This is a genomic window from Bacillus sp. S4 (genome assembly GCF_040838205.1).
Classification (GTDB): domain Bacteria; phylum Bacillota; class Bacilli; order Bacillales; family Bacillaceae_G; genus Bacillus_A; species Bacillus_A cereus_U.
In genome coordinates this window covers 1-12826 of sequence record NZ_JBFPJI010000086.1, presented here as the reverse complement: position 1 = coordinate 12826, position 12826 = coordinate 1, and the positions used below count along the sequence as shown (strand labels likewise).

Here is a 12826-nt window from a genome sequence, read left to right as displayed (position 1 = left end):
ATATAAAACCATTGATTACCTTAGGGGGGTATGGTAAGATGTAGTTGTGATTAACAAACAATGAAGAAACAAGAGGAGGATTTTAAATGGAACAGTTAACATTAAAAGTTGAGGGTATGTCTTGTGGGCATTGTGTAAATTCTATTGAAAGTAATGTGAAAGAACTAAACGGCGTTGAGCAAGTAAAAGTTCAATTAGCAGAAGGAACTGTTGAAGTTACTATCGACTCATCAGTTGTAACGTTAAAAGATATCGTTGTTGTAATTGAAGATCAAGGCTATGACGTTCAATAATAATTTTTAATATGGAAATAAATCGTACTTTATATGGAGTACGATTTATTTTGCTAAAAATTATACCTTATAAGGGTATATAGAGGTGAGAGACATGAATGAACAAAAAGAGGCCAATCTCCAAATATCAGGCATGACATGTGCAGCATGTGCAAATAGAATTGAAAAAGGTCTTAAAAAAGTAGAAGGTGTGCAGGATGCAAATGTGAATTTTGCACTTGAAAAAACGAAAATTTTGTACGATCCAACTAAAACAAATCCGAAAGAATTTAAAGAAAAAGTTGAATCGTTAGGATATGGCATTGTAAGTGATAAAGCGGAGTTTACCGTTTCGGGAATGACATGCGCAGCGTGTGCGAATAAAGTGGAAAAGCGTTTAAATAAACTAGATGGTGTGAACAAGGCGACAGTAAATTTCGCTTTAGAATCAGCTACAGTAGACTTTAACCCTAATGAAATCAGTGTAAATGAGATGAAGAGTACAATCACAAAATTAGGATATAAATTAGAAGTGAAATCGGATGAGCAAGATTCATCAACAGATCACCGCTTAAAAGAAATTGAGCGACAAAAGAAGAAGTTTATTTTTTCGTTTATTTTATCATTTCCGTTATTGTGGGCAATGGTGAGTCATTTTTCATTTACATCTTTTATTTATTTACCTGATATGCTTATGAACCCATGGGTGCAGCTGGCCCTTGCAACTCCAGTACAGTTTATAATTGGAGGCCAGTTTTATATTGGTGCTTATAAAGCGTTACGCAATAAAAGTGCAAACATGGATGTTCTTGTGGCACTTGGAACGTCCGCAGCTTATTTCTATAGTGTTTATTTAAGTATTCAATCAATTGGTTCTTCAGAACATATGACAGATTTATATTTTGAAACGAGCGCGGTACTTATTACTTTAATTATTTTAGGTAAATTATTTGAGGCGAAAGCAAAAGGGCGTTCATCAGAAGCTATTAAAAAGTTGATGGGATTACAAGCGAAAACTGCCACAGTTGTGCGAGATGGCACAGAAATGAAAATTTTAATCGAAGAAGTGGTAGCTGGTGATGTTGTCTATGTTAAACCTGGTGAAAAAATCCCAGTAGATGGAGAAATTGTAGAAGGAAAATCAGCGATAGATGAATCGATGTTAACAGGCGAGAGTATTCCAGTTGATAAAACAATTGGGGATGTAGTAATCGGTTCTACAATGAATAAAAATGGATTTTTAAAAGTTAAGGCAACTAAGGTAGGAAGAGACACTGCATTAGCTCAAATTATTAAAGTAGTGGAAGAGGCTCAAGGTTCGAAAGCTCCTATTCAAAGGGTAGCTGATCAAATTTCAGGTATTTTCGTACCTGTTGTAGTTGTGATTGCTATAATCACATTTGCGGTATGGATGATATTTGTTACACCTGGTGATTTTGGAGGAGCACTTGAGAAAATGATAGCAGTGCTTGTTATCGCTTGTCCATGTGCATTAGGTCTTGCAACACCTACATCTATTATGGCGGGATCAGGAAGATCAGCTGAATACGGTATTTTATTTAAAGGTGGAGAGCATTTAGAAGCGACGCACAGATTAGATACGATTATTTTAGATAAAACGGGTACAGTGACAAATGGAAAACCGGTATTAACTGATATAATTGTGGCAGATGGATTTGATGAGAAGGAAATATTAAAATTAGTTGGTGCAGCAGAAAGAAATTCTGAACATCCACTTGCAGAAGCAATTGTAGAAGGAATTAAAGAAAAGGGAATTGATATCCCAAGTTCAGAAACGTTTGAAGCAATTCCTGGCTTTGGTATTGAGTCGGTTGTAGAAGGGAAACAGTTATTAATTGGTACACGCCGATTAATGAAGAAGTTTAATATTGATATTGAAGAAGTTTCTAAAGCGATGGAAGAACTAGAGCGAGAAGGAAAAACGGCAATGCTTATAGCGATAGATAAGGAATATGCTGGAATTGTTGCTGTTGCAGATACTGTAAAGGATACTTCAAAAGCAGCAATTGCAAGACTTAAGAAAATGGGTCTAGATGTCGTTATGATTACAGGAGATAATACACAAACTGCTCAGGCAATTGCAAAGCAAGTTGGTATTGATCACGTAATTGCAGAAGTATTACCAGAAGGAAAAGCAGAAGAAGTGAAGAAACTTCAAGCTAGTGGTAAGAAAGTGGCTATGGTTGGAGATGGAATTAATGATGCTCCTGCTCTTGCTACAGCGGACATTGGAATGGCAATTGGAACAGGAACAGATGTAGCGATGGAAGCAGCGGATATTACGTTAATCCGTGGCGATTTAAATAGTATTGCTGATGCAATTTTCATGAGTAAAATGACGATTAGAAATATTAAGCAAAATTTATTCTGGGCATTAGCTTATAACGGCCTAGGAATTCCAATTGCGGCGCTCGGTTTCTTAGCTCCTTGGGTTGCAGGTGCAGCGATGGCGTTTAGTTCTGTATCAGTCGTATTAAATGCATTAAGATTGCAAAGAGTTAAATTGAAATCTTAAACACTTTCAGCTATAAAACGAATTTAATATGCTTTTTTACAATAAACAATACTTTGTATAAGTATTGTTTATTGTTCGTTTAGAAGGAAAGATCGATCTAATATAGAAAGAGCAGAAGTAGTGAATCTTATATAGTGGAAGAAACTGTTTCAAAAATAAAGACGAAATAATTATCCGGATAACCGAAATAGAAGAGTTAGTTTGATAAGGAGTTTTACATATGTTTAAAGATATTAAAATTAGAACATTCCATCAAGAGGATTTAGAGCAAGTATTACAATTGTTCTATGAAACGGTTCACACGGTTAATGCACAAGATTATAATACGTTACAGCTACAGTCATGGGCACCAAAGCGACTAAATAGAGAAAGTTGGCTAAAGTCTTTAGAAAAGAATATTAGTTATGTAGCGGATAACAACGGTGTGATAGTTGGATTTGGGGATTATAATGATGAACATTACATAAATCGTTTGTTTACACATAAAGATTATCAAGGGAAAGGGATAGCTTCTTATATATTACAAAAGTTAGAAAAAGAAGTAATGAAGCTAGAACATAGGGATATATATACAGAGGCAAGTATTACAGCAAAACCTTTCTTTGAAAGTAAAGGTTATATTTGCATAAAGGAACAAAATAAGCAGCATAATGGTCAGATTTTTATTAATTATATAATGAAAAAAATAGCCTTCTCATAAATGAGAAGGCTATTTTTCATTATTTTACAGCTTCTTTTAGTTCTTTACCAGCTTTAAAAGCAGGTACTTTAGAAGCTGCGATTTGCATTTCTTCACCCGTTTGTGGGTTACGGCCTGTACGAGCAGCTCTTTCGCGAACTTCAAATGTACCGAATCCGATAAGTTGTACTTTTTCGCCAGCAGCTAAAGAGTTAGTGATTGATTCTACTACAGTTTGTAAAACTACAGTAGCTTCTTTTTGAGAAATTTCAGCTGATTGCGCTACGTTTTTGATTAATTCTGTTTTATTCATGTTTTCACCTCATATGTAAATAATGCTATTTAAGTTGTTATTATAACGTATAAAAGTTCAGAGAACAAGTGTACGCAGATATATTTACAAAAAAATTGAAATTCGTATCGTTTTTTCATGTTGTCACATCAATGTAACAAAAAGGTTTTAAAGTACATCTAGAGGTGAAAATATGAATACGCATCATGTAAAAAAAGAGCGGAAAAAATCAATCGTAAAGAAATTTATTATTAGTTTCATAAGTATATTAATGATTCCAATAAGCTTGTATTTCTATGCAACAGAAATAGAACGAAGATTAGTATCGGTCACGTGGAATGAAATAGAAGCTCCTACGATTCCTAAAGAGTTTAACAATAAAAAGATATTGCAATTCTCAGATGTGCATTTAGGGCCAGAGTTTACACTAAAGCAACTAGATAATTTGGTTGAGAAAATGAATGAGTTACGTCCAGATATAGTAGTTTTTACAGGGGATTTAATAGATAAGTTCGGATCTTATAATGAGGAAAGAGAAGAGGCGAAAGAAATTTTGAGGAAAATTCATGCTCCTCTCGGAAAGTATGCTGTGTTTGGGAATCATGATAGAGGCGGGGGCGGTAGTTTATTCTACAAAAGGTACATGGAGGAAGCGGGTTTTTCTGTTTTAGTAAATGACGTGCAGAAAATTAAAGTGGAAAATGGCAAGTATATTACAATATCAGGTTTGGATGATTTCTTATTAGGGAAACCACAAATAGACTCGACTTTAAAAAACTTAAGACAACAAGATTTCAATATGTTATTAGTACATGAGCCTGACGTTGTAGACAAAGTAGCTTGTTATCCAGTTGATTTTCAAATCTCAGGACATAGTCACGGAGGACAAGTTCAGATTCCTTTTGTAGGTCCTTTAATTACCACAAAATTAGCAGAGAAGTATGTTGAAGGAATGTATGAATTAGAAGGAAAGAGTAAGCCATTACATTTATATGTAAATCGCGGTATTGGGACGACGCGAATGCCTGTTAGATTTTGGAGTGTACCTGAATTTTCAGTTTTTGTATTGAAGCAAAGTAGTAACTAAAGTAGAACGTTTCATATTTTGGAGAATTAAGAGTACTTTTAAAGAAAGTTCTCTTTTTTTATTGATTAAATACAGAATATTGTGTATTTTTTTGTTTAAAGTGTTAAAAAGAAAGGGGAATTTTTATGATAGAAACATGGCATAAAGAATTGGAAAGTTTATATAACCAAATGGTTTCGTGGCGAAGAGATTTTCATCAATACCCAGAGCTATCGTTTCAAGAAATAGAAACACCGAAAAAAATAGCTGAAATCTTAAAAAGTTTTCATATTGATGTGAAAACAGATGTCGGGGGAAGAGGGGTAATCGGCGTAATTGAAGGTGGAATACCTGGGAAGACGATCGCGTTGCGTGCTGATTTTGATGGACTAACTATTCAAGATGAAAAGCAAGTTTCATATAAATCAAAGATTCCTGGCGTAATGCACGCTTGTGGCCATGATGGACATACAGCAACACTTTTAGGAGTCGCAAAAATATTAAGTGAAAACAGAGACCAACTTTCAGGAAAAATAGTCCTTATTCATCAACATGCAGAAGAGAAAGAACCTGGTGGGGCAATTGCTATGATTGAGGATGGTTGTTTAGAAGGAGTAGATGTTGTTTTTGGCACACATTTATCTTCTCAAATGCCTGTAGGAATTGTTGGGGCGAAAGCTGGAGCAATGATGGCCGCAGCTGATACTTTTGAAGTGAAGATTCAAGGGAGAGGCGGTCACGGCGGTATGCCGCATCATACTGTAGATGCCATTATCGTTGCAACACAAGTTATTAATCAATTGCAACTTTTAGTTAGTAGAAAAGTAGATCCGTTGCAATCTGCTGTAGTAACAGTTGGTACATTCCATGCTGGTCAAGCAGATAATATTATTGCGGATACTGCTACATTTACAGGGACAATTCGGACGTTAAATCCTGAAGTGAGAGAATTTATGGAGAAGGAATTTAAACGAGTTGTTGAGGGGATTTGTCAGTCTCTTCATGCTGAAGTTAATATTCAATATAAACGCGGTTATCCAATATTAATAAATCATTTAGATGAAACGAGTCATTTTATGGAGATTGCGAAACGTGATCTTGGAAGAGACAGAGTTATTGAAGTACCACCGATTATGGGTGGAGAAGATTTTGCATATTATTTAGAACATGTTCCAGGAGCATTTTTCTTTACAGGTGCGGGTAATGAAGAAATAGGAGCAACATACCAACATCATCATCCTCAATTTGATTTTGATGAACGTGCGATGTTGGTTGGTGGGAAGTTACTTTTAAGTCTCGTAAATAGTTATTTGAGAGATGGAAAAGAATCTCTTAAAACTTTAGAAGTGAATACGACAAAGTAATTTGCATAAATAAAAAACAACAATAGGTTATTTGACACTCCCACCCTTAAAGGGGCAAGTTGACTAATGTCAGTGGGATTCTTGTTACCAAAGGAGAAGTCCATTTCTGGTATCGCTGACGTGCAAGATTGCGGTGTGCCATCACCACTCTCACGACAGACCATATAGGTTCGTGAGCTAGGTACTATCAGCATACCGTACAGATTCGTGTTCCGATGTTTTAGCGCCTTGTTCTTGACGTCACATATTATTTTACCTATAGCATGAATTCGGCTATCGAACTTCCTATGATATCTTGTTTTCGAAGAATGGTATATCCAATCATTGCTAGAAAAGATTCATATATAAGTAAAGAAACAAGTAATTACTATTAGCATAGTGAAAATAAACTTTTTTCTTGACTTTTTATATGAAGGAGAGCAAAATGATAAAAAAGGAAGGGGGGATGACGATGGAAGAGTACGTATTAGAGCTGTATAACCTGTTATATACGACAGAATGGCAAGATATTGTTTCGTTTCTCGGGATAGTATTTTGTATGAAGATTGTAATCGTATATATGGAAGAGCAAGGTATGTTCTATTCCTTCTCATCTCCGTTCGATTTGCAAAGAGAGCCGTTACCAAACTATGCCAATATAAATGATAAACAAATTCCTTTTGTTATATTCTTTATGATTCGTTTTATAACAGCGATTGTGAAGAGGAAAGAAAGTGATGAAGAAGAGTGCCACTTAACTTGTAAGATAGCTAACGTTTTTTAAGCTAAATACAAGGAGGAGATTTATATGTGGTTTCGATTTCTTATGATTGGTTTCTTTTCATTAACAGCAATTTCACTAATGGGATATCAAGTGTCTGAAATATATCAAGCGTATAGCAATACGTTTTTTAACAAAAACTAATTGCATTGCTATTTAAATAATAAAGCGATAAAATCCTTCTTAAGAAGTTTTATTAAGAAGGATTTTTTCTTTGCCTTGTCTTGCTGTGTCAAACTATTGTCACATTTACACTGTGAATAATATGTTAAAATAGTGAGGTTACGTATACATATTTGAAGGAAGAGGGAGTGACCATTTTGGTGGATCAATCAACAAATCAGAAAAGCTATGCTCCTATTGTGATAACGCTTTCTGTAGTTGTAAATGCGATTATATTATTTTTGTTCTTTGGACCTGTTGGCTATGAAGGAGAAGTACATTTTGATGTAACAATTTTACCAATGTTAAATGCAATCTTTAATAGTTTTACGTTTGTATTTTTATTAGCAGCTTTATTCTCTATTATTAAAAAGAATGTGAAAATGCACCGTGGTTTTATCCTGGCAGCATTTACAACGACTTTACTATTTTGTGTTTCGTATTTATCGTACCATTACTTAGCACCAGCAACACATTTCGGTGGAGAAGGATTCATTAAATATGTGTATTTCATCATTTTAATTACACATATTATCCTTGCGGCGATTATTGTACCACTTGCATTGTTCGCACTAGTATTTGGTTTTACGAATCAATTAACACGTCACCGTAAAATTGTACGTTGGACGATGCCGATTTGGTTATATGTAAGTTTATCTGGTGTTATTGTTTACTTAATGATCTCGCCTTATTATCAATAAAAAATCTCAGCCTTAAGGCTGGGATTTTTTTGTTAAGCAAATTTGTTTGTGAAATTAAAAAAGTGTGGTATACAAAAGTATAGTTGCTTTTCATATGGAAGGGATGGTAAAGGTATATGCAAAATTTTGTATTTCGTAATCCAACAAAACTTATTTTTGGTAAAGGACAATTAGAGCAGTTAAAAACTGAAATTCCACAGTTCGGTAAAAAAGTTCTTCTCGTATATGGAGGAGGAAGTATTAAAAGAAATGGTATTTATGATAATGTAATTTTTATTTTAAAGGATATAAATGCGGAAGTGTTTGAGTTGACGGGTGTTGAACCGAATCCTCGTTTATCAACAGTAAAGAAAGGGATTCAAATTTGTAAAGACAATGGAGTCGAATTTATTTTAGCGGTTGGCGGAGGAAGTGTAATCGACTGTACGAAAGCGATTGCTGCTGGTAGTAAATATGATGGAGATGTATGGGATATTGTAACGAAAAAATCATTTGCTAGCGAGGCGTTACCGTTCGGTACTGTACTCACTCTTGCGGCAACAGGTTCTGAAATGAATGCAGGCTCTGTAATTACAAACTGGGAAACGAATGAAAAGTACGGCTGGGGCAGTCCAGTTACATTCCCTCAGTTTTCAATCTTAGATCCAGTTCATACTGCGTCTGTACCGAAAAATCAAACAATTTACGGTATGGTAGATATTATGTCACACGTATTAGAACAATATTTCCATCATGGAACAAATACAGAACTACAAGATCGTTATTGTGAATCTGTTTTAAGAACAGTCATTGAAACAGCTCCTAAGCTTTTAAGTGATTTAGAAAATTATGAGCATAGGGAAACAATATTATATTGCGGAACGATGGCGTTAAACGGCATTTTAGCGATGGGAGTAAGAGGAGATTGGGCAACTCATAATATTGAGCATGCAGTTTCTGCTGTTCATGATATACCACATGGGGGTGGCCTTGCGATTTTATTCCCGAACTGGATGAAGCATGTTGTAGATGAAAATATAAGTCGTTTTAAACAGTTCGCTATTCGTGTATTCGATGTAGAAACAGATGGGAAGACCGATAAAGAGATTGCATTAGAGGGAATTGAGGCATTACGTCAATTTTGGACTTCGATTGAAGCGCCAGTAACATTAGCTGATTACGCTATTAGAGAAAGTGAAATTGACTTAATGGCGGATAAAGCGATGGCTTATGGTGAATTCGGTAACTTTAAAAAATTAAATAAAGATGATGTTCTTGCAATTTATAAAGCTTCTTTATAAGTGAAGCGAGAGAAGAAACCTATTTGATTGTTGTATCAAATAGGTTTCTTTTTTGTTGTTTATAACCGATTGTGATTGTTAATGATTATTTTTGGTTGTTTGTGGTTGATTTTTGTGATCGTTTTCATTATACTGTAATCAAAGAAGAGGTGAAGAAGATGTTAACTCCTGAACGTCATCAAATGATACTACAACTTGTAAAAGAACAAAAAGTGGTTAAATTACAGCAATTAGTGGAAAGAACAGAAAGCTCTGAGTCGACAATTCGTCGTGATTTAGCACAATTGGAAAAACAAAGGTTATTAAAAAGAGTTCATGGTGGTGCCTCCGTTTTAACAGGAAAAGGACAGGAGCCCACGATGATTGAAAAATCATCCAAAAACATTCAAATAAAACAACAAATTGCCAAGTATGCGGCTAGTATTGTTGAACAAGGGGATTGCGTTTATTTAGATGCAGGAAGTACAACATTTGAAATGATTCCATTTTTAATAAACAAAGATGTTACTGTCGTAACGAATGGACTTATGCATATTGAAGCTTTAGTTGAAAATAATATTTGTGCGTATTTATTAGGCGGGATGATGAAGAGTAGGACGAAAGCTTTAATTGGTGCTATGGCACAGGAAAGTATGCAGAAGTATCGTTTTGATAAATGTTTTTTAGGAGCTAATGGTGTACATGAACAGTTAGGGTATACAACGCCAGATCCAGAAGAAGCACTCTTGAAACAAATGGCATTAACATTAGCGAACGAAGGGTATTTCTTAATTGATGAAAGTAAATTTTCAGAAGTTGCGTTTGCGAAAATTGCAAATGTTGAAGATGCAAGCATTATTACAAACCATTTAGAAATTGATTTAGAAAAATATAAAAGACAAACCAATGTAATTGAGGCTGATAAACAATGATCTATACAGTTACTTTAAACCCATCTATTGATTATGTAGTACAAGTTACTTCTTTCGATTTAGGAACAGTAAACCGAGCAGAGAAAGATATGAAGTTTCCTGGAGGAAAAGGGATTAATGTTTCTCGTGTTCTTCATCGTTTAGGTGTTGAAAATGTAGCGCTTGGATTTACGGGTGGATTTACTGGTCAATTTATTAAAGATGTATTGCATGGTGAAGGTGTAACAACGAACTTCGTCCAAGTAGATGGAGATTCTCGAATTAATGTGAAAATAAAAGGGCAAGAAGAAACAGAGTTAAATGGACAAGGTCCTATTGTGACAAATGAGCAATTTGAACAATTGATGAAAAAAATCGAAAGTATGCAATCTGGAGATTGTGTTGTACTAGCTGGAAGTGTACCTTCTTCTATTCCAACTACCTTTTATGAATCAATCGCAGCGTTTGGAGCCGAAAAAGGTATTCGTGTAGTAGTAGATGCAAGTGGAAGTGCACTGCAGTATGTAACTAAAAATAAGCCATTTTTAATAAAGCCAAATCATCATGAACTTGGTGAGTTATTCGGAGTGGAGCTTTCAACAGTAGAAGCCATTTTACCGTATGGAAGAAAATTAATCGAACAAGGTGTAGAGCACGTTATAGTATCAATGGCAGGAGATGGAGCTTTATTATTTACGGCAGAAGGTATATATGAAGCAACTGTTCCAAAAGGTGTTGTAATTAATTCAGTTGGGGCAGGAGATTCCCTTGTTGCAGGATTTGTAGGTAAATATGAACAGACAAAAGATATTGAAAAAGCATTTCAATATGGTGTTGCAACGGGGAGTGCAACAGCATTTTCGGCAGATTTATGTACAAAGGAAAAAGTAGAAGAATTATTGTCGCAAGTAATTGTAGCTAAGCGATAGGGGGAAGCAACATATGAAAATTACAGAACTATTAAAAAGGGATACAGTCATTATGAATATGACAGCTTCAAATAAAGAAGCTGTCATAGATGAATTAGTTGAGAAATTAAATGGTGCTAATCGTTTAAATAATAAAGCTGAATTTAAAGAAGCTATTCTAAAGCGGGAGTCACAAAGTACAACAGGAATTGGTGAAGGTATTGCTATACCTCATGCGAAGACGAAAGCTGTTAAGCAACCAGCAATTTGTTTTGGTAGAAGTGTAAGCGGTATCAACTATGAATCGCTTGACGGACAGCCTGCACATTTATTCTTTATGATTGCTGCAAGTGAAGGGGCGAATAATACTCATTTAGAAACGTTGTCGCGTCTATCTACATTATTAATGGATGAAGGTTTTCGTAAACAATTATTAGAAGCAAAGGATGAAGAGGAACTTCTTCGTTTATTTGATGAAAAAGAGAATGAAAAAGAAGAAGAAGTTGAAGTAGCAAAGCCAGAAGGGAATGAACCGTACGTATTAGCTGTTACAGCTTGTCCAACTGGTATCGCTCACACATATATGGCTGCGGATAGTTTAAAAGCAAAAGCAGCAGAGTTAGGTATAGCCATTAAAGTTGAAACGAACGGATCAACAGGTATAAAGAATGGTTTAACGAAAGAGGATATTGAACGTGCAACAGCGATTATCGTTGCGGCAGATAAACAAGTAGAAATGAACCGTTTTGCTGGAAAACATGTCATTCAAGTGCCGGTCGCTGATGGCATTAGAAAAACTGAAATCCTTCTTAATCGAGCTGTAAAACAAGATGCACCAATCTTTAAGGGTGTAAAAAAGGATGGGAAGGCAGAAAGTGTAGAGAGAGAAAAAGGGCTGGGAATTTATAAGCATTTAATGAGCGGTGTAAGTAATATGCTTCCATTCGTTGTTGGTGGCGGGATTTTAATCGCGCTAGCGTTTATGTTCGGTGGAATTAAGGCAAAAGGTCCTATTGCTGAAATATTAATGGCTATTGGCGGTGGAGAAACAGGTGCGTTTTTATTCCTTGTACCAATTTTAGCTGGATTTATCGCAAGCTCTATTGCTGATCGTCCTGGTTTTATGCCTGGTGTTGTTGGTGGATTTTTAGCAGCACAAGCGAATGCTGGATTTTTAGGTGGATTAATTGCTGGTTTCTTAGCTGGATATGTTGTTTTAGGATTGAAAAGATTATTTTCAGGATTACCAGTACAGTTAGAAGGAATTAAACCTGTTTTGTTATATCCAGTCTTTGGATTGTTGATTACAGGAGTTGTTATGCAAAAAGTAGTAAACCCGCCTGTAGTAGCATTAAATGAAATGTTAACAGGATGGTTAAATGGTTTGAGTGGTACAAATGCTATATTATTAGGCCTTATTTTAGGTGGTATGATGGCAATTGATATGGGTGGTCCAATTAATAAAGCGGCATTTACATTTGGTATTGCTGCCATAGAAGCACAGAATTTTGGAGTGCACTCAGCAGTGATGGCTGGTGGTATGGTACCACCACTTGCGATTGCATTAGCAACCACATTCTTTAAAACAAAATTTACAGAAGCGGAACGTAAATCTGGTTTAACAAATTATATTATGGGAGCTTCGTTTATTACAGAAGGTGCGATTCCATTTGCAGCTGCCGATCCAGTTCGAGTAATAGTAAGTTGTGTTGTTGGTTCAAGTATCGCGGGTGCCTTATCTATGTTATTCCAAATTACATTGCCGGCACCGCATGGTGGATTGTTTGTTATCGCATTAGTGAATAAACCGTTGCTATACATTTTCTCTATATTAATTGGGACGATTGTTTCAGCTATTATGATAGGTGTTTGGAAGAAGAAAGTTAAATAAAAGATAAAAAGGGACAGCTAATAGG

The 12826-nt window shown here is 35.4% G+C and carries 12 protein-coding genes; 11 read left to right on the top strand and 1 reads right to left on the bottom strand.

The features are described from left to right. Positions 1-86 precede the first annotated feature (86 nt). The 3 genes from copZ to AB3X48_RS11195 all read left to right on the top strand — a co-directional run bounded on the left by copZ (position 87) and on the right by AB3X48_RS11195 (position 3508). Positions 87-293, top strand: coding sequence for a copper chaperone CopZ (copZ, locus tag AB3X48_RS11205; RefSeq protein ID WP_002111278.1), 207 nt, complete (start codon positions 87-89; stop codon positions 291-293). 94 nt (positions 294-387) lie between these two features. After that, positions 388-2808, top strand: a complete 2421-nt coding sequence (locus tag AB3X48_RS11200; RefSeq protein WP_002160819.1) for a heavy metal translocating P-type ATPase — start codon at positions 388-390, stop codon at positions 2806-2808. Between the two features lie 220 nt (positions 2809-3028). Then, positions 3029-3508, top strand: a complete 480-nt coding sequence (locus tag AB3X48_RS11195; RefSeq protein ID WP_246907724.1) for a GNAT family N-acetyltransferase — start codon at positions 3029-3031, stop codon at positions 3506-3508. Between the two features lie 19 nt (positions 3509-3527). On the opposite strand, the gene hbs is transcribed toward AB3X48_RS11195, so the two are convergent. Next, positions 3528-3800, bottom strand: coding sequence for a non-specific DNA-binding protein Hbs (gene hbs / locus AB3X48_RS11190; protein WP_002111275.1), 273 nt, complete (start codon positions 3798-3800; stop codon positions 3528-3530). 172 nt (positions 3801-3972) lie between these two features. Between hbs and AB3X48_RS11185 the strand changes: the two genes are divergently transcribed. From AB3X48_RS11185 to AB3X48_RS11150, 8 genes are all read left to right on the top strand, one after another. Then, positions 3973-4866: a metallophosphoesterase gene (locus AB3X48_RS11185; protein WP_016105910.1), complete on the top strand. Its 894-nt coding sequence runs from the start codon at positions 3973-3975 to the stop codon at positions 4864-4866. A 125-nt stretch (positions 4867-4991) separates the two neighbouring features. Continuing rightward, positions 4992-6209 carry a M20 metallopeptidase family protein gene (locus tag AB3X48_RS11180; protein ID WP_367959488.1) on the top strand — a complete coding sequence of 406 codons (1218 nt, stop codon included), beginning with the start codon at positions 4992-4994 and terminating at the stop codon, positions 6207-6209. Positions 6210-6633: 424 nt separating this feature from the next. Further along, entirely contained in the window at positions 6634-6972 is a 339-nt protein-coding gene (locus AB3X48_RS11175) for a hypothetical protein (protein ID WP_002160823.1), read from the top strand. Between the two features lie 317 nt (positions 6973-7289). Then, complete coding sequence (locus tag AB3X48_RS11170; RefSeq protein WP_088079158.1) at positions 7290-7832, top strand: DUF420 domain-containing protein; 543 nt, start codon at positions 7290-7292, stop codon at positions 7830-7832. A 116-nt stretch (positions 7833-7948) separates the two neighbouring features. Continuing rightward, on the top strand, positions 7949-9112 hold the full coding sequence (locus AB3X48_RS11165; RefSeq protein ID WP_367959485.1) for an iron-containing alcohol dehydrogenase: 1164 nt from the start codon (positions 7949-7951) through the stop codon (positions 9110-9112). 158 nt (positions 9113-9270) lie between these two features. Beyond that, positions 9271-10023, top strand: coding sequence for a DeoR/GlpR family DNA-binding transcription regulator (locus AB3X48_RS11160; protein WP_002111269.1), 753 nt, complete (start codon positions 9271-9273; stop codon positions 10021-10023). Next, complete coding sequence (pfkB, locus tag AB3X48_RS11155; protein WP_246907719.1) at positions 10020-10931, top strand: 1-phosphofructokinase; 912 nt, start codon at positions 10020-10022, stop codon at positions 10929-10931. Before AB3X48_RS11160 ends, pfkB begins: the two co-directional genes overlap by 4 nt. Positions 10932-10944: 13 nt before the next feature. Beyond that, the gene (locus AB3X48_RS11150; RefSeq protein ID WP_002160826.1) at positions 10945-12801 is read left to right on the top strand and encodes a PTS fructose transporter subunit IIABC; all 1857 of its coding nucleotides are present in this window, start codon (positions 10945-10947) and stop codon (positions 12799-12801) included. The last annotated feature ends 25 nt before the right edge of the window (positions 12802-12826 follow it).